The organism is Rummeliibacillus pycnus (genome assembly GCF_044359855.1).
GTDB classification, from domain to species: Bacteria; Bacillota; Bacilli; order Bacillales_A; family Planococcaceae; genus Rummeliibacillus; species Rummeliibacillus pycnus_A.
In genome coordinates this window covers 336,542-354,541 of sequence record NZ_CP132291.1, presented here as the reverse complement: position 1 = coordinate 354,541, position 18,000 = coordinate 336,542, and the positions used below count along the sequence as shown (strand labels likewise).

The window sequence follows — 18,000 nt, the reverse complement described above, 5'->3', positions numbered from 1 at the left end:
AGAAGAGGCACTACTTCAAATAAAGTAGTGCCTATTTTTATTCATTTCCAAAAAGAATTGTCATATTTATATCATTAATTTTGAATTACCACATTTTCCGGTGAAACGTTTTGCAAAAAGGGACTCGGTTCACCTACACTGTATAGTTGCAAATAATGCATCGCTCTCGTGCAGGCAGTATAAAACAGCCTACGAAGACTTTCATTTCCATATACTTGTGCCGATGCATCATATATGATGACTGCGTCGAATTCGATGCCTTTTGCCAAATACGCCGGTATGACAACAACACCTTGTTCATATTCAATTGATCCTGTCTTCACGAGTTTAATATTATCGATGTCACTGAGGGCATCATATGCGACAGTGCTTTCGGTAGCAGATTTACATATAATCGCTATCGTATTATACTCCTGTTTCAGTAGCTCTTCGACTTTGGCAACAATTGATTTGTGTAATACATTAGTATTGGATAATAATGTAAAAACAGGAATGTCACCATCACGTGCAAATGCGGAAATCCGTTCACCATCAGGTATAAGACCACGTGTAAATTCAGTGATTGGTTTTGTGGATCTGTAGCTTACACTCAAGTTAAACGTATCCGTTTCATCCTTTCCATATAAACTTGAAAGTGTATGGAAATCAACCATTTCACTAGCATGTGCAAATATTGCCTGATTAAAATCTCCAAGTACAGTCATTTTTGCAGCAGGAAACAATTGCTTCAAAAACTCAAATTGAAACAATGAGTAATCTTGAGCTTCGTCTACAAGTACATGCTTAATTGCGCGATTTGTTTCAAACCCTTGAATCAACTCTTTCAGAAGCAAAAACGGAGTAGCATCTTCGTAATATAGTTTTCCTTCATTCAGCGTCTTCATTGTCAAAGTGCAAATATCTTCCCACTCTTCAGGTATTTTCTCGGGATTCCATAATTCGATGCTTGTAGGATCCGTGAAAAGCTGTTTGTATATTCCTATAAAATCGACAAAACGAAAAGTTTGTATCCATTTGCGGAGAGGCTTTAACTTCTTACGAACAATCATTTGTCTTAATAATTTCCTTTCGTATTCATAATAATCCAACGAGTCCTCAGTAATACCTCTTTTTTTCTTTAAATAAGTATATGCCTTTTGATACTCGTCTTTGCTAAGCAATTCCATCTCTTCTTGAACCCATGGCTTTGTTAATTCGAGCTTTTCAATTTCATCAATTCGCATTTTTAACCATTCTTTCAATTTCTCAAGCCTGTTTTGAAATCTTAGCGAGGAGTTGGTGTTATAAAACCTATCCATGATTTGTTTGGCTGAGACAATTGTTTCACCTCTGAATATTATTCCCTTAAATACCATGCCTGATATTTCAAGAGACTGTCTATATTTTTTAATTGTTTCAAAAAAACTTTTCGATGCCTTGAATTCAATACTTGAGATTCTAGTCTGGTAGTATGGATCGTCCATTCCGGTTAACACATATTCCAATTGTTTATAAGGATCTTCAACTTGGAATGAACCGCTTAACCTTTGATTTACGTATTCTTGGAATGTTACCTGTTGCATATTTTCTTCACCGAGTTCAGGCAATACATGGGATACGTAACTATTAAACATAGAATTCGGTGAAAAAAGAATAATTTGATCGGCTTTCAATTTATTTCGATACTTATATAGCAAGTAAGCAATTCGCTGTAAGGCTGAGGAGGTTTTGCCACTGCCAGCAGCACCTTGAACAATAAGTAGTCGACCATGATCGTGTCGAATAATCTGATTTTGCTCCTGTTGAATGGTTGCTACAATACTTTGCATATGTTTGTTTGTACCTTTACCAAGTACCTGCTGTAAAATCTCATCTCTAATAGTCAGATTCGTATCAAACAATGATTCGATTACTCCTCCACGGATGATAAATTGCCACTTTTGATCCAACAAGCCATGTACGACTCCTCCAGGTGTATCATAAGAGGCTGGACCAGGTGAATAATCGTAGTAAACGCTTGATATAGGTGCCCGCCAATCGTAGATTAGAAAATTCTCTCCATCTGTATCCATAAGCGTAGAGACTCCGATATAGATACTTTCTATCTCAGAAGTTCCTTTTTCGAGAAAATCAATTCTACCAAAATACGGTATTTCTTTCATACGATTCAATACATTCAATTTATCGAAGGAGTGTCTGTGGATACTTTGACTTACGAACAAGTTTTGAGCCTGTTGTCTTAAGCCAATAATTGTTTCGAGATAATCATCAAAAGAATCAGTGTTAACCTTAACTTCATCCCAAAAATGTTTTCGGAGATTTACCACTTCTTTTCGACGATTGCCGGTATCATCTTTGATCTTGATGATTTGCTCCTTAATCGTCTCCATTACACTATCCAATCGTTCCTGCTCCTGATGAAGATCTGTGTTCATACCATCCACCCCTTAAAAAATGAAAAGTTTAATTTGACAAAAGAGAATATTTAATGTATAATTAATTTAGATAAAATATACACTCTTTTATAAAAAAGTGTTTCCATACTAATTTAACACTTTTCCTCAATTTAATCAATGTAAATTTCATTCAAAATAAACAAGTAAAGAGGCACAACTCTAGAGTTGTGCCTCTTTTTTCAATATTTACAGAGAACTTAGCTTATTCTAAATCATCAAAATTTCTCGAATGTCCTCTTCAGTTAGTGTTGCTGATATTTTTTGATCCCCATCAATAATATTTGAAACGAGATCTCTCTTTTTTCCTTGTAACTCATTCATCTTTTCTTCAATTGTGCCACGTGCCATGAGTTTAATCACTTGAACTTCATTTTTCTGCCCAATACGATGGACTCGGTCAGCAGCCTGTTCCTCAACTGCAGGATTCCACCAAAGATCATATAAGATAACTGTATCCGCACCTGTTAAATTCAATCCAGTACCTCCTGCTTTTAAGGAGATAAGGAATATGTCTCGCTCGTAATTATTAAATCGATTGCATATTTCTACTCGTTCTTCTGAAGGCGTTTGTCCATCTAGATAAAAGAACGTCTGCCCTCGCATTGTGAGTTCTTTCCCTATTATCTTCAGCATTTTCGTAAATTGAGAAAAGATCAGTACTCTTCTTCCAGAAAGTTTAGCTTCCTCTACAATTTTCAGAAGTTGTTCGAATTTTGCCGAGCTTCCCTTGTAGCCTTCAACAAACAATGCTGGGTGGCAACAAATTTGTCTTAACCTTGTCAATCCCGCTAAAATTTTAATACGATTCTTGCGAATTGTTTCTTTATCAAGGTGTTTTAAAGTCTTATGTCGAAGCTTCGCTAAATAGGCAGCATAAAGTTTCTTCTGTTCAGGTAATAGTTCTGATGATTCAAGTGACTCAATTTTTTGGGGCAACTCTGCTAACACGTCTTCTTTTAATCTTCGTAACATAAACGGTCGTACTCTTCTAGCAACTGCTTTACTGGATAGATAGCTATATTCCCTTAGCCCTTGGAAAAGTTGCGGAAAGACAACATGGTATATTGACCACAGTTCTTCAAGTGAATTTTCAATTGGTGTACCAGTTAAACCGAAAAGATGATCTGCTTTTATTTTTTTAACTGCACGCGCGGTTTGGGTTGTCGGATTTTTAAAAGCCTGTGCTTCATCAAAGAATACAGTATGGAAGGTTTGGTTTTCATACCATTTAATATCATGTCGTAGTAATGAGTAGGATGTAATAATGACATCTACACCTTTGATATTCTTTTGAAGATGTTCTCGATCCACTTTATTACCATCCATTACAATCACTTGAACTTCAGATGCAAATTTCATTATTTCATGTAACCAATTGTAAGTTAGAGATGAAGGACAAACTATAAGAACAGGGAGACTTTTATCTCGAATGCTTGAAAGTTCAGATACAATGTATGTAATACTTTGAACAGTTTTTCCAAGCCCCATATCGTCTGCTAAAATTCCACCAAAACCATAGCTAGCAAGTGTCTTCAACCATTTATATCCATCTTTTTGATAGTCTCTTAAAACATTACTTAAACTTTTTGGAACATCTATATCCAATGAACTTGGATGAACTAATTGATCAATAAACTGGCGGAAAGATTCCTCTATAGTAAAGATTTCGCCATCAAGAAAATCAAGAAATTTAAGACCTTGTGTGATAGGCAGATTAAGACTTTCTTCAAAACCATCATCCTGAATAGGTGCTTCATTTAGAAAACGCTGAATTTCTTCCATTTCCTTTGTTTCAAGTGATAATAGTGATCCATCACGGAGGCGATAATATTTCCGTTTTTCTTCAAGTGCCCCTAATATCTCTCGAATCTGATCATCAGCAATACCCTTCATCTCAAATTTAAATTCCAACCAATTCATTCGATCTTTTTGATGCTTAACTCTAATTTTAGGGAAGGCATTCTTTGTTACGATTCGGTTTCGTACCGCAGTTGTCGCAAAAATTTGTACCAATGATTGAAGCTTTGGTACAACATGATATAAAAATTCATACTCTAGTTCTTCATTTTGCATATAATAGCCGCCTTCTGTTTTAGAAAAGCTGCTGTTCTCCATGAGTTCAAGTATTTTTTCTTCCTTTTCTAAATCCCTAATTATCATTGGTCCTGTTGCAAAATCACGGCTTTCTAGTGGTTGAATCATGGCATTTTCATAATGGAACTCTAATCCCGCTAGTAAGCGATTGTGCACTCGATCCAAGTATAGCTTGGCAATTAATGGTTCTTTCAAGATCTTTTGGGTAACTTTTTTAGACACTTGTACTTCGCCAATTTTTTTTAAGCCAGGTACTATCTTGTTTAGAAAAAAATCAATCTGTTCATGTGAAATCGAAATGTAGTTTGAATCAATAGATGGTAACATTCTCTTAAGTTCAATTAATCGGTCTAAATCATTATCTTCTGAAGAGAATACATTTCCTTCATTCAATACACATTTATAAGCATCCATTATGGTCAGTTGCTCAAAACCTTTTATCGTAAGTTGGTAACCATTACTTTTCATTTCTTCTATTGTGAATTGAAGTGGTGGCGGTCCATTCAGTACTTGTAAACTCTCAAAAAATTGCCCCTTATATTCAAGTTTAAATGAGGAATACGCAATTAATTTGTTGAATCTGTCCCAAATGGATGGCGGAATCAGTAATGTTTGATTACTAACTCTCCAATCAAAATCGTTTGGAAATGAATTTAACAAGGTTTTTTCATCCTCTAAAATTTCGATAAGTTGTTGAATCACTTCATCTGACTTGTTTACAAAGCAATGAATGTTTGGATCATAACAAATTGTAGGAGATAACCTACTAGGTTTTCCTTGTTTTACATCTTGCAAGAATGCTCGAATGTTTTGTACCTTCAAATGCTCAATATTCAGTTCTATTCCAAACAAATGCTGATCTTTACTAATAGATAGTGGTTTAAGTATAAACAGGAGATCTAATACTTCTCTATTTTCAAAATGACGTTGATGTCCGCTAGTTCTTTTTGTTGGATGATTAAAGATTTTCATGAAGTCTTCTGTAATTTCACTATTATGTTTTTTATTTGCATCGATCGGACTTGTTCCAAGACGTTGATATTCACAGATGGCTAATAAAACAGCAGCTATGTGTTGACAACTTTTTTGAAAATTTTCTAACTTAGGACAGCTGCATGCTGTTTTCATTTTGCCCGCTGAATCTTTTTCAATTGTGACATGAAAAGCTTCCGTTCCATTAACTATGGCATAACAGTAATCATTTCTATATTCATTAATCGTAACTTTATTTGATCGATAAAAAGAGTCTCCTCTTTTGAAGGCAACGGTACCGCACATTTCTTTGATCATCTTGTGAGTTACTTTTATGTCCATGTACTCCCGCTCCTTTCTTTCTATATATCCTTAGTAATTATCAATTTAAAGCTTATACTTTTTTCTTCAATTGTCTTCATTTTATCATGTATTCTTTATTCAAACGAATCTTTTACATTAGGAACAGTTAGGGTTATTTGTCGTGTTAGTGAATCTTTGGATGAAGAAATAAAGAGGTATAAAAAAGAATGTGAAATTCAAAGAAAGGTGTTTTGAGAGAGGATAAAAGGGAGGATATTTGATGAAAAGTAGCGTTAAATATTGATGGGAGGGTATTTGAAATGAGTACAATTCATTTTTAAAATCAATGAATGAACAAAATACACCGAAATTTATCCATTTTAAAAGTAAAAAACGAATATAATGAAAAGACATTTTTACATTTTTCTGTTTTAAATTATTAATCGTATTTTGTTCTTGTGAAGAACACCATAATAAACATTAACCAAAAATATATTGAAATTAGGGCTAAGACAAACGTCAAATCGTATATTTTGGCTATAAGAATAACAAATATCATGTAAATAAATGCTATCGTAAAACTCCCCCATAAAAAACGTTTCTTACTTGCACTAGCTTGTAAAATAATAAAGCCTATTGAAATTAATAATGGCGTGTATATATTCATAACAATTCCTACTTTTCTATTATTTGACATATTAGTAAATAATTAATCATAATATAGTCGAAGGGTGGTGTTTAGGATGAAAAAATTATTTATTGTACTTTTTAGTATATCTATAATTGCCTCTACCAGTGCAGTAACACCAGCGTCTGCATCTTCAAAAGTTGAACCGGCTGCTGGTTGTTTGTGGGCAGGGCCATGTTTGTGGAGATAAAAACTCGCTATTGTTCTAAAACTCTTCTATATTTAGAAGAGTTTTTTCTCTTTATTTTAGACTGTTAGCTTTCCTTCAAAAATAGTTACTGCCTTACCAGATAATAAAACTGCACCATCTATTACTCTAAGTTTTATTATTCCCCCTCTTTCAGAAGCTTGGTATGCTGTCAAATTATTTTTTTTGAATTTATCCTTCCAATAAGGTCCTAAACAGCAATGTGATGAACCATTTACAAAGTCCTCATTTATCCCTTGAGATGGAGAAAAGAAACGTGAAACAAAGTCGAATTCACTTGTATTAGATTTACTTGTAACAATCACACCTCGAACTGCTAATTGAGTAATCAAATCTATATTTGGTTTCAAATTTCTAACAAGATCTTCAGATTCCACTTCAACTAAATAATCAAGTTTATTTTTACCAACATATGTAAGATCAACTCCCAGAGCCCTTACTAATACATCAGGAGCAATTGTCTTTTCTTGAATCATTGTAGGAAACTGTAATTGAACCCAATCATCGATTAACTGCGCTTCAAGTACTCCACTTTTAGTTTGAAAAGTAATAGATTTCTCTTTATCAAATAATCCCTTTTCCCATAAAAAATATGAACTTGCCAGTGTTCCGTGCCCACAAATTGGTATTTCGGTGGTAGGAGTAAACCATCGAAGATAATATTTATTATTTAATAAATTGATGAAAGCTGTAGTTGGTAAATTAATCTCTTTTGCAATTTGCTGCATCCAGTTACTTTCTTTTTCTTCACTTAAATAACAAACAGCCGCTGGATTTCCTTTAAAGGGCTGTTCTGTAAAAGTATTTATAATCGAAAGTTGCATAAATTTCTCCCACTTTCTATAATAAAGAACATTATTCTTAAAGTTCGATAGTAAATATCTAAATTCCTTTTTCACAATTGAATCAATTTAATAATTCAAAGTTTTGAAAAAAACACTAACGTTAAATGGGGAGCATTTGTTATATGCCATATCTATTAGAAAAATATCTATCAAGCGGAAGATGGCGGAGGAACCTAGATAACTTCATATCTCATGTGGGTTGCTATCAGTGTTCCTGATTAATACCAATCATCACTATGTTAAGCAATATTTTTAAGCCATGTTATTATGCGAATGACTTGGAATGGTTCAAACAAAGTAACGAAAAATAGGATAAATAAAAAAGAAGTGAGAGATATAAATTTTAAACTACCATTTTCTTTTTTTGCGATAGCGATTAAACTAAATCCAGTACCTATTAATAAAAAAATTAAACCTATAATTACAATTGCATCAGAATAACCATCAATTATCCAATTAAATCCCCAAATAAGTAATCCTAAAATTATTAAGCCGATTGACCCTATACTGAATGGTTTCATAATACACCTCTACTCGAAATGATTTTAACATCACCAACTATACAGATGGGGAGTATGACATATTTTTAATAAAGTAAATGCGTCTCTACATTTTTTGTAAAGACGCACCTATATTGTAGAAAAATCTATAATAATATTTTATTTAATTCCAGTTTCATTATATAGTGAAAATGATAAAAATCCTAAAATAATAAATCCAATTAGAATAATATGAATGCACACTCCTACGATACCGCAAACCATACCTGATACAGCCAAACCTTTTCCATTTTCACTTGAAACCTTCATCTCTTTTAAACTTATATTTGATAAGATAATTCCTACAATACCCAGAATTAGGCCTGCTAAAGGTATGAATATAGATAATATGCCCATTATGAGTGATGCAATCGATTTACTATTTGTATTACTCATTTCATCCCTCCTTAATAAAATGATACAATAATTTGCCATATTATACATTAACTTTTTAAATACCTTAATACATTTTTAACCAAGTATCTCCAAAGACATTTTCTTCAAATGTATTCACTTTAACGAATAAATGCCCTCTCTTGATTAGCTAGAGCATCATCTAACCATCGAGGATGCATTTTTAATAAATCTTGAGGAAGATTTTGTTGGTCAAAGAACTTTATTTCTAGTGATTCCTCTAAATTACATTTAAGTAGTCCACCTGTAATTTCAGCAAGGAAACAAGTTGTAATAAAATGTACTACCTGACCATTTGGATATTCAAATACTTGAGAATTTGGATCAGAGTATACACCAATTAGTTTTTTAATCTTAATATCTAAATTGGTTTCCTCTTTTATTTCCCTAATTGCTGCTTCAGAAACGGTTTCCCCTATTTCTATATGTCCTGAAGGAATACCCCATAACCCAACATCCGCTCTTTTCTGTAATAAAACTTGTTTTTCCTCATTAAAAATAATAACAGCAATACCAGCGCCTAATTCATCAATTTTTTTCATCCTATAAATCCTCCTTAAAAATAAAAAAAGTCCGAGGGGAAAGATTTCAACGCATAACAAATACGCTGAACCTTTCCCCTCGGACCTTTTATGTCAATAGGTGCCTTTTACATTCGTAAAAGATGTAGACCTCGGTCTCAGTCCTATATAAATAGCGGAACCCTATCTACAATTTTCCAGTTCATAAACAATAATTATAATTTTTTAGTACACTTCAACATTATACACAAATAATTTAAAAATAAAAGGTTATCCTTCACCAAATCTGATGGAAACGACCAATGACGTTTTGCGTTGTAATAACACTGACAAAAGCATGTGGATCAGCCTTCTTTACAATATTTTTTAATTGAGCCAACTCTCCTTTAACAATAACACAAAATAAAACGGTTTTTTCTTTATGGGTATAACCACCACTAGCTTGCCAAGAGGTAGTACCACGATGTATATCATGGGTTATTAATTCTGCTACTTCGTCTCCTTTATCTGTAATAATCAATAAAGTAATACGATTAACGTGGTTTAAAATAAGATCAGATGTTTTCATAGAAAATGTCATCGAAATAATAGTATATAAGGCGATTTCACTCCCAAATATAAACCCAGAAATCGTAACAATCACGATATTAATCATTAAGTTTATTTTTCCAACCGAAATATTTTTATATTTAGCAATGATTCTTGAAGGTATATCTAAGCCACCCTGCGAACCGCCGAAACGAAGGACAATGGCACTCCCAATCATGTTAATCACACCTCCGAAAATAGCTGAAAGTAAGATATTATTTGTTAAGATGGGTCGAATAGGAATAAAAACAAGGAAAACAGAGACTAATGTAATGGAAAGTATAGTATAAATACTGAATTTTTTCCCTAGAAATTTATATCCCAAAATCATGAGTGGTATATTTAATATAAAATAAAAATACCCTACATTTATGGGAATAAAATGTTTAATAATTTGAGAAATCCCTGTTACTCCACCTGATAGAAGTCCTGCTGGAATAATAATCATGTTCAAAGCGAATGCTGAAATTAATGTTCCGAGAATTACGCATACTACCTCAAAATAAATAGGCACATCTTTTTTTTGTGCAATAAATGACATAATTTTACTCCTTTTTATTAGTCAATAAACTAAAGTGAATACTATTCAAATATTTTTGGTAAATAATCTCTTTCAGAAATCTTTTCCCATATAGGACTTGTATATTCAATCTATTTATATAAACCAACCATAAAGTCACTTGCTCCATTTCAAAACTTATTGATTCCTCTACCTTTACAGGAACCTTTCGTATAGGATTTGATGTTAATTTTGAAAAAAACAATGGATTATTATGAATTCATATATACCTTTCTAATACTTAACAAAAAACGCCCCAAACCCCTTATATTAAAGGATTTGAAGCGTCTTTTAATTTTAATGAAACAAATATACATTTAGTTTTGATTACGTAATTACACCATAACAGCCTTTTTCTGATGAATCGTTATCTATCATGATTTTTATAATACGCTTCATCCAAATATTTTTGCCTGCTTCTTTCGTATAAGTCCTTTTCACATTCTTCATTCCAGTATTTACATATATAAAACAAGAAACCTATAGAGGTGAGATGAACTATTCCTTTTTAAATTGTCTTGCTCCTGCTTTAACTGAAACTAGCTTACATATCATCCCATTTTACTTTTAGTTGGTTTGTATTCATTGGCCATGCACTTTACCTTCTAGACTCTTTTGATGTCTAAATCTCGGCTTTAATTCAGCAACAAGTATCGCCACTAAAATTAAAATGCCACCTATTATCATACGTCCCGTTAAAATTTCATGTAGGATCATGACAGAGAAAATTGTCCCAAAAAGTGCCTCTGTTGATAAAAGAAGAGCTGATTTTGTTGGGTTAGCATACTGCATTCCGATGTTTTGGCAAACGTATGCAATGGTAGTACAAAATACGCCTAAGTAAAATATGATAGATATTTCTTCTGTTGATATAGTTGTTGGTACCTCTCCTAATAGTATGACCGCTGAGATACTTAATATCGAAGCGGTTAATAATTGAACAATTGTTAATGCTAATGCATCTTCCGTTTTCACAAACACATTTGTATAAAAAATATCAAAAGCAAATCCTATTGCACTCACCATAGATAAGAAATCCCCAATATTAATCGTCATTGAGCCTTGTAATGATAAAAAACCAATCCCTACAACAGCCAACACAGCCGCTAGTATTTCAAAACGATCAAATTTTCTTTTATAGATAATATAGGCAATAACAGGTACGATAATTACATTAATTGCTGTTAAAAATGCATTTTTTGATGGTGTTGTATAGACTAGCCCCATTGTTTGCACGGTAAATGCAATAAATAGAATTCCTCCAAGTATTGCTCCTTTCCATAAAACCGATTTACTTATCAACTTTAATTTCTTCCAGAAAATTAAACTTAATAAGATGGTCGCAACTAAAAAACGCCCCGCCATTATTTGGAATACCGTTAGATGTTCAAGCCCTATTTCCATCCCAATATATCCGCTTCCCCATATAATAGCAGTTATTAATAGAAGTATTTCCCCTATGTATTTCTTCATGTTGATCAATGTTGATCCTTCTTTCTATATGTTGTGATTTACGGAACATTACTTATACCCTCCCACTTTGGAGATGAGACATTGCTCCCTACCTTCAGTTGTCTTTCTTTTTCTCCTTCTTTTATCCATAGTTGATGATCTCGAATAACGGCTGCTTTAAGAGGTTCTTCAGCTGACGCACTCACTGAAAAATTAAAACTAATTAGTTATAGAGCTTATTATATTATTCTTTATACCATCTTTCATCAAATTCAAGGTTTAATGCTTTCCCAAAACAACTCCTAAATCTAACAAACCCACGGCCTCTTGCTGTTATGTTGTTTCCATCTTGCACTACTAGGTCTTCTCAGAAAATTATCTACTAATTCAAAAAAACTCTCATTTTAGTATACTAATTATGAACTTCCCAATAATAATGAATAAAATTAAAACTTTGTCCATTAATCATTACTGTTGATTCATCATTTTTGTTTACAAGATTAAAACCATTCTTTTCTAAGACCTTTTGGGAACCTAGATTATTAATAGTAGTTTTTGCAGATAACTGATTTGCAATTCCTTCATCAAGAATTATCTCTTTAAGTAACTTTAAGGCTTTGCTCGCGACTCCTTTTCCATTATTCGATTGGCCAACTCTATATCCAAGATATCCATGGCCTTTTGATTGTTCAATATCAACAACATTAATCCTTCCAAGAATGGACCCTTTCGTATCTTTAATTAAATAATAATATGATATTCCTTTTGTTTGTTCATCTAATAATGAATTCAATCTATCCAAAAATACTCCATAATTATAATAATCGTCACCTCTTGAAGGTACTGATTTTTCAAAAAAATCTTTGTTTTCACTTTCAAAGTTAAATAAGTTTTCAGCATCTCCAATATTTAGTCTTTCTAATAAGATTTCCATTTCTTTTCCCACCTTTTTATTATTACTTCTAAATTTCAAAATTCTAGTATTTAGATAATATATCAAATTATTTAAGCTCTTCTGCCTTTATTATGAAATTCGTAATAGGCTTATCATCTATAGTAACGTCTATTTTCCATAGTCCCTCTTTATCAAAGCCGAATTTTGCTCCACTCTTATTACTCCAGATGTCCCATTCATAGAGAGTTACTGTTTCTGTACTATCTTGATGGGTAGCGGTCATTTTATATTTTTTCCCATCATTTTCGTGAACTCCTTTAGAAGAATCTAGAAAATAGATATCATATAATCGACCTTGTTTAGTTGGAAATTCTGGTTCATTTTTTTCTCCATTTGCCTTAACAATTCCAAACGTTCCTTCTGTTCCATACATTGTCTTATGATCATATTTAAAAGTTGGTGATACTGTCCAACTTGTTTTATCCTCTGTAGAACATCCAAATAATAATAGATTTAATGTATACAAAATACTTATAGACACTATTTTTATTCTTTTAATAAAATCCAGCCCCTTTGAAGTTTTTATATCTTTTATACTATTCTCTTGTTCTCTCAGATAAAAAATGAAATATGTTGCTGCATTTTCAGGATTGACATAATTTATCCTCTTCTATAGATGCATGAATTCTTATTAGTAAGGCATTATAAAATTAGAAATTGAATAATCAAAAGGAAGTGAATATCTTGAAGCACAAGCTATATTTAATATTGTTAATATTTTTTGCTTGTTTGAACATCTCTTCAATTGTAAATGCAAAGGAAAAATCTGTAGATGAATTTTACTCTTCCCTTCCTCAAAAGGAACATGTTTATAAAGAGTACAAAAATGCAACCTTAAATATACGTGAAAAAGTTAATGGAAGCGATTTAGATGTTATACAAAAGAAACTAGGAAGGTATGCACTTCTCTCTTTACCTACTGACTATAGAGGACAAGTTTTATACTTTTTTGCTTCTGTATATGAAGATAAGCGAATGATTGTAAAAAAATCCGTCTTTTATGATTTAAACGGAAAATTTTTAGAGGCAAATTTCACTCGTACAGCAAAAAAAGAAGCAGTATTAAATGGTGAATTCGATGGTTGGGATGGAGCTACAAACAGCGATGAGCTTGCGGATGATAATCCTTTAGACTAATCGAATACGACAATAATTAGGTTTTATTCTTATAATTTCTAAATCTAATTTCCCTTTAATTAAAAAATGCTCTATTTTTTCTGGTTTAAATAAATAATCCATCCACATAGTACGCCAACAAAAGATGCTATTACCCCATATCTCAAAACAGAGATTATATACTCACTAAGAGGCAAATAAGCAATTTCTATACCTCCATTACCCAAATCTCTAATTTCTTTGTAATTAACAAATATAATTGCTATCCCTAAACCTATGACAAACCCATATAATGTACTTTTTTTAAGTAATTTCTCCATAAAAACTCCTCTTTTTTCTATTAAGTAAAGTTAAGATCTTTAAGTTGCTTTTTCTATCTCATTTATTAGCTCTTTTATTTTATATTCCGGCTTCTCCTTACGATTGCTTATGCTTGTTGATCATTTCTCGTAAAAATTCATCTGATTTACCTACTGGAATACTAAGGCTATCCCATTCTTTTCCTTTTACTTGCTTGCCAATATATACAATTTGACCAACATGATAAGAATAGTGAGCGACTTGTCGTTCTATTGCCTCAATTACACTATGTTTTTCTCCGCGAATGTAAATGCTTTTTAATAAATCCTCAGCTTTTAGTGAATTTAAGGCTTTAAAAAGTATAGTCCACCCTTTACTCCAAACATTAATTAATTCTTCAACCGAAGAAATGGTATCCAAGAATTCAGCATCTCTATTTCTACTTTGTTTCTCCCCATCGGTTGTCAGAAAATCAGTCCACCTTGAAATCATATTTCCACTCACATGTTTAACAATAATAGCTATACTATTAGATCCTTCGGATGGAATCCAATGAATATCCATATTAGTTAGTCGCTGAAAAGTCTTATCACCTAATTTTTTCATTTCCAAAAACCTAGTTCCCACAGCTTTTAAATATTCCTGTTCAATCAAGAGTGAGTCCTCTCCTTTTGATTTGTTTTAATCAAATCCATAAATAATTTTAACAATTTTCTTACAACTTTGAATGCAGCAAAGATTATTATTCTTTCTGAAAAGCTCTGCAGTTTAGGAATGCCCCAACGTACTACATTATTCTTTAAAGGACGTACTTAGGGTCTAATGGCCAATAAAAAATATTTTGCTTTTTAAACTTAATTATATTTTACAATTATTTGTAATAATTGTAAAATATAATTATAAATACTATTAGTTTTTCTAAAAATCCTTTCAACATTCAAGCTACTAACAATATGCTATAAAGAAAGGAGAATTTTTTTGAAGAATCATAGCTTTTATTCTTTAGTGTTGAGTCTTGTAGGAATAATTTTGTTATGCATTAGTCAATATCTTGGGAATGTATACGGTGATTTGAGCAAAGAGAGGGCCATTGCAACAATTAGTGTCGCAATTTTAGGATTAATTTGTTGGCTTGCCAGTTTTATATTTGGAATTCTTGGACTGAAAAACAAAGAAAAGAAGGCCATCATTAGATATTCAGGTATAATTGTAATTTTTATCTTTTTAATAATTGTGATCTTATGGGCGTTTCTTTTAAGTTTTTCGCTTTAGATATTAACTTTATATATACATTCATATATACATTCATTTTTTTAATGGCTGTTTTAGAGATAAAATTTATTATGAAATTGATTCAAGTAGAAGTAAAAAATGAAGAACCACAGTTTTATAAACTGTGGTTCTTTTAAGGTTCATTAAACCCATAAAAAGCAATTATATATACGCCGGTAAACACTACCAATAAACTTATTAGTAATATGTTTCTTGCACGTCTATTACTTTACCCTCATGGAAGTGGAGAATCAATTCTTTGTTCTTTACACATTTATGCGACATTGAACCAGTTAATTTCTTACCTTCATAATAGAGAACCCCATCAACTACTTTGATAACCTTCGGTACGATTTTTCCGTTGATGTATTTAGTACTTGTGTTTTTCATTGTTTTGTTGATTTTCTTGCTTTGATTTGCAGTGACGAAATAACCATCTTTAATCGATACCTTTGTATCTTGTAAAGTTACTGTTTGGTTCTTTTTTAACTTAACATACGTGAAACCATAAAGACTCTTATTCATTTTCAGCTGATTCTTCTCATACTTAGGGTTAGAAGATTCATCAGCTATAGTGTAATCTTTGGATTTCTTCATTTCGTTTATCGTGTATGCTGAATCTGTTTTGTACTTGTACTCGTATTCAACATATTTCGATTTGGCATTTGCTTGTACCGTTGCTAAAGTTGTAATTGCTAGTAAGGCAGTTAAAGCGAAAATTAAGAACGTTTTTAATTTCATTTGAAATTACCCCTTTTCGTTTTTATTTAGTGTCTTGCTAGTTATTAAATTAATTCATTTCTGTTACTTGAATTACTGCTATTATTTATTTCTTGTAGTATGAAACAGCTAAATCTAGTAGAATTGTTAGTATTCAGGCGATTCCTAATTATACCACAATTATTATATATTGTTAAGAAAGGTCGATTCATAGATTATCCGTTTGAATATAAAAATAAGCAACTAGATTAATTTTTCTAGTTGCTCACACTTATTTTATTTGGAGTTGAGTTAGGTTATTTCATGTATTCTGAATCTAAGATACGTAGATTGCTCATCTTCCATTTACCTTTATCCTCTACCATGTAGAATTGAACATTATCTGTATACTCTTTTGACTTTCCTTTTATTATTTCGCTTACCTTTGCTTCATACTTAAATTCTGAATACCCCTCTTTTCCTTCGTAAGAGATTTGTTTTAATGACTCTAATTTATAGTTAGCATGTTTCTTAATGGCTAATTGTGGTAGTAAACTAAACATACCGTTCTTTAATGCTCTATTATACCCCTCTTTGGTGAAGAAGGATTCAAATGATTTAGGGTAAAGTTCACCTACTCTATAATGTACATCTGCTGTTGGATTTTCTTCTTTATTGTCTTTTACTTGTTCAGCTAATGGATTGGTTACCTTATCCATTATTTTAATACTTTCTTCATATGATACATTGTAGTATGCATTTAGAAAAGTTTTTGCATCTTCAACACCATTTTGCTCTTTATCCTCTTGATCAGAACAACCTGTGGACATCAAAAGTAAAAATGTTAGTATAAATAGTAATTTTACTTTTCCCATACTAAAACTCCTCCTATTTTAAAGAGATTTAATGTATTGAATTGCTTTTAGGTAATCAGGAATCGCATCAAAAATTAATTTCAATAGTCTAGAACTAATTTTTATAATCAAGCTAGGAATAACTATTTACAACTGATTACTGTATCACCAAAACTTCTCACGTCAGACAAATAGTCATATCCATTGGGAGAACCAAAACTATTAAATGCACGGACAGCCACTATATCGTACTTAGGAATAACTAACAATGTAACACCTGTATAACCTAAAATTTGATAGGAGCCTTTCGGTACATTTCCGCCTATTTCCGTTTTCATCGAAGGTAAGTCCTTAACGAACCATAAATAGCCGTTTTGAGGAAGATCCGAGTCTAGTGTCTTGGGACTTATAAGTGATGTAGACAAATTAATTATTTCCTTTGTAACAGCCTGTTTTCCATCTATACATCCCTGTTTTAGATGAAGGTATCCCCATTTTGCCAATTCTCTTGCAGACACATACATATTCATTTTATCGCCAGCTGTACTTTTGCTTGTATACCAACTTTGGTCATTCGGCTTTCTAATCACATCAACAAGATTTTCAGTTAATTCTCCATACCATCCACTTTCCTTGAAATTTAATGGTTCGAATACTTGTTCCAAAACTATCTCTGATACTGTTTTACCAGTTGTAATTTTGACAATTTGCGTTAACATGTCAATTCCAGTTCCACGATATGCCCAATTGCTTTCTGGCAAGAACTCCCTTTGCACTTCTCCAATACTAATCAATAATCCATGCGTATGCGTTAATAAGTGCCTAATCGTAGTCCCTCTTATCAAATCAGGTTCTAGGAAAGGAAGGTATTTTTCTACTGGATCATCAATTGAAGAAATAGATCCCTTGTGTATTGCATATGCGACTGCAAAACCGATATAACTTTTCCTTACTGAAGCAACGTGAAATTGTGTATCGGGTTGAATTAATCTTGCATTTTCAGATTTTGATTGCTTCCCCCAATACTTCTCAGTCACTATTTTATCGCTTTGTATAATAATAATAGCAGCGCCAGAACAATCGACTAATTTAGATGTATTTTTAACATGCGTAACAACCGATTTAAATTTGTCACTTAGTCTTCTTTCAATAATCATAGATTCCATGCTCCCTGATTTCAGAATTC

At 32.2% G+C, this 18,000-nt stretch carries 17 protein-coding genes; 2 read left to right on the top strand and 15 right to left on the bottom strand.

Features of this window, described 5'->3' with window-relative positions; translation table 11 throughout:
- Nucleotides 1–74: 74 nt before the first annotated feature.
- From helD to Q8X41_RS01665, 10 genes are all read right to left on the bottom strand, one after another.
- Nucleotides 75–2,414: an RNA polymerase recycling motor HelD gene (helD, locus tag Q8X41_RS01710; protein WP_397538541.1), complete on the bottom strand. Its 2,340-nt coding sequence runs from the start codon at nt 2,412–2,414 to the stop codon at nt 75–77.
- 228 nt (nt 2,415–2,642) lie between these two features.
- The gene (locus tag Q8X41_RS01705) at nt 2,643–5,843 is read right to left on the bottom strand and encodes an SNF2 helicase associated domain-containing protein (RefSeq protein ID WP_397538540.1); all 3,201 of its coding nucleotides are present in this window, start codon (nt 5,841–5,843) and stop codon (nt 2,643–2,645) included.
- An 895-nt stretch (nt 5,844–6,738) separates the two neighbouring features.
- On the bottom strand, nt 6,739–7,524 hold the full coding sequence (locus Q8X41_RS01700; RefSeq protein WP_397538539.1) for a PhzF family phenazine biosynthesis protein: 786 nt from the start codon (nt 7,522–7,524) through the stop codon (nt 6,739–6,741).
- Nucleotides 7,525–7,784: 260 nt separating this feature from the next.
- On the bottom strand, nt 7,785–8,066 hold the full coding sequence (locus tag Q8X41_RS01695; protein WP_397538538.1) for a hypothetical protein: 282 nt from the start codon (nt 8,064–8,066) through the stop codon (nt 7,785–7,787).
- 138 nt (nt 8,067–8,204) lie between these two features.
- Nucleotides 8,205–8,480, bottom strand: a complete 276-nt coding sequence (locus tag Q8X41_RS01690; RefSeq protein WP_397538537.1) for a DUF4190 domain-containing protein — start codon at nt 8,478–8,480, stop codon at nt 8,205–8,207.
- A gap of 119 nt (nt 8,481–8,599) precedes the next feature.
- Nucleotides 8,600–9,040 (bottom strand): NUDIX domain-containing protein, encoded by a 441-nt coding sequence (locus Q8X41_RS01685; protein WP_397538536.1) that lies wholly within the window; start codon nt 9,038–9,040, stop codon nt 8,600–8,602.
- Nucleotides 9,041–9,296: 256 nt separating this feature from the next.
- Nucleotides 9,297–10,148, bottom strand: a complete 852-nt coding sequence (locus tag Q8X41_RS01680; protein WP_397538535.1) for a YitT family protein — start codon at nt 10,146–10,148, stop codon at nt 9,297–9,299.
- Nucleotides 10,149–10,748: 600 nt separating this feature from the next.
- Nucleotides 10,749–11,639, bottom strand: coding sequence for a DMT family transporter (locus tag Q8X41_RS01675; RefSeq protein ID WP_397540177.1), 891 nt, complete (start codon nt 11,637–11,639; stop codon nt 10,749–10,751).
- 391 nt (nt 11,640–12,030) lie between these two features.
- Nucleotides 12,031–12,552, bottom strand: a complete 522-nt coding sequence (locus Q8X41_RS01670; RefSeq protein WP_397538534.1) for a GNAT family N-acetyltransferase — start codon at nt 12,550–12,552, stop codon at nt 12,031–12,033.
- Between the two features lie 67 nt (nt 12,553–12,619).
- The gene (locus Q8X41_RS01665) at nt 12,620–13,054 is read right to left on the bottom strand and encodes a hypothetical protein (protein ID WP_397538533.1); all 435 of its coding nucleotides are present in this window, start codon (nt 13,052–13,054) and stop codon (nt 12,620–12,622) included.
- A 203-nt stretch (nt 13,055–13,257) separates the two neighbouring features.
- On the opposite strand from Q8X41_RS01665, the gene Q8X41_RS01660 reads away from it, so the two are divergent.
- Nucleotides 13,258–13,710, top strand: coding sequence for a hypothetical protein (locus Q8X41_RS01660; protein ID WP_397538532.1), 453 nt, complete (start codon nt 13,258–13,260; stop codon nt 13,708–13,710).
- A 71-nt stretch (nt 13,711–13,781) separates the two neighbouring features.
- Here the strand turns inward: Q8X41_RS01660 and Q8X41_RS01655 are convergent, their stop codons facing one another.
- Nucleotides 13,782–14,009: a hypothetical protein gene (locus tag Q8X41_RS01655; protein ID WP_397538531.1), complete on the bottom strand. Its 228-nt coding sequence runs from the start codon at nt 14,007–14,009 to the stop codon at nt 13,782–13,784.
- 97 nt (nt 14,010–14,106) lie between these two features.
- Nucleotides 14,107–14,643: a DUF1572 family protein gene (locus Q8X41_RS01650; protein ID WP_397538530.1), complete on the bottom strand. Its 537-nt coding sequence runs from the start codon at nt 14,641–14,643 to the stop codon at nt 14,107–14,109.
- Between the two features lie 324 nt (nt 14,644–14,967).
- On the opposite strand from Q8X41_RS01650, the gene Q8X41_RS01645 reads away from it, so the two are divergent.
- The gene (locus Q8X41_RS01645; protein ID WP_397538529.1) at nt 14,968–15,261 is read left to right on the top strand and encodes a hypothetical protein; all 294 of its coding nucleotides are present in this window, start codon (nt 14,968–14,970) and stop codon (nt 15,259–15,261) included.
- 198 nt (nt 15,262–15,459) lie between these two features.
- Here Q8X41_RS01645 and Q8X41_RS01640 read toward each other — a convergent pair whose 3' ends face one another.
- The 3 genes from Q8X41_RS01640 to Q8X41_RS01630 form a co-directional block, all read right to left on the bottom strand.
- Nucleotides 15,460–16,002, bottom strand: a complete 543-nt coding sequence (locus Q8X41_RS01640) for a hypothetical protein (RefSeq protein WP_397538528.1) — start codon at nt 16,000–16,002, stop codon at nt 15,460–15,462.
- Nucleotides 16,003–16,277: 275 nt separating this feature from the next.
- A complete protein-coding gene (locus Q8X41_RS01635; RefSeq protein ID WP_397538527.1) occupies nt 16,278–16,835 on the bottom strand; it encodes a hypothetical protein in 558 nt (185 codons plus the stop codon).
- 122 nt (nt 16,836–16,957) lie between these two features.
- The gene (locus Q8X41_RS01630; protein WP_397538526.1) at nt 16,958–17,971 is read right to left on the bottom strand and encodes a serine hydrolase domain-containing protein; all 1,014 of its coding nucleotides are present in this window, start codon (nt 17,969–17,971) and stop codon (nt 16,958–16,960) included.
- Nucleotides 17,972–18,000: the final 29 nt, after the last annotated feature.

Bases quoted from the DNA above. Each gene is read 5' to 3' on its own strand.
- Q8X41_RS01680 (WP_397538535.1), bottom strand. From the start codon at position 10,148: ATGTCATTTATTGCACAAAAAAAAGATGTGCCTATTTATTTTGAGGTA.
- Q8X41_RS01630 (WP_397538526.1), bottom strand. From the start codon at position 17,971: ATGATTATTGAAAGAAGACTAAGTGACAAATTTAAATCGGTTGTTACG.
- Q8X41_RS01675 (WP_397540177.1), bottom strand. From the start codon at position 11,639: ATGAAGAAATACATAGGGGAAATACTTCTATTAATAACTGCTATTATA.
- Q8X41_RS01705 (WP_397538540.1), bottom strand. From the start codon at position 5,843: ATGGACATAAAAGTAACTCACAAGATGATCAAAGAAATGTGCGGTACC.
- Q8X41_RS01690 (WP_397538537.1), bottom strand. From the start codon at position 8,480: ATGAGTAATACAAATAGTAAATCGATTGCATCACTCATAATGGGCATA.
- Q8X41_RS01640 (WP_397538528.1), bottom strand. From the start codon at position 16,002: ATGAAATTAAAAACGTTCTTAATTTTCGCTTTAACTGCCTTACTAGCA.
- Q8X41_RS01635 (WP_397538527.1), bottom strand. From the start codon at position 16,835: ATGGGAAAAGTAAAATTACTATTTATACTAACATTTTTACTTTTGATG.
- helD (WP_397538541.1), bottom strand. From the start codon at position 2,414: ATGAACACAGATCTTCATCAGGAGCAGGAACGATTGGATAGTGTAATG.
- Q8X41_RS01685 (WP_397538536.1), bottom strand. From the start codon at position 9,040: ATGAAAAAAATTGATGAATTAGGCGCTGGTATTGCTGTTATTATTTTT.
- Q8X41_RS01695 (WP_397538538.1), bottom strand. From the start codon at position 8,066: ATGAAACCATTCAGTATAGGGTCAATCGGCTTAATAATTTTAGGATTA.
- Q8X41_RS01670 (WP_397538534.1), bottom strand. From the start codon at position 12,552: ATGGAAATCTTATTAGAAAGACTAAATATTGGAGATGCTGAAAACTTA.
- Q8X41_RS01700 (WP_397538539.1), bottom strand. From the start codon at position 7,524: ATGCAACTTTCGATTATAAATACTTTTACAGAACAGCCCTTTAAAGGA.
- Q8X41_RS01655 (WP_397538531.1), bottom strand. From the start codon at position 14,009: ATGGAGAAATTACTTAAAAAAAGTACATTATATGGGTTTGTCATAGGT.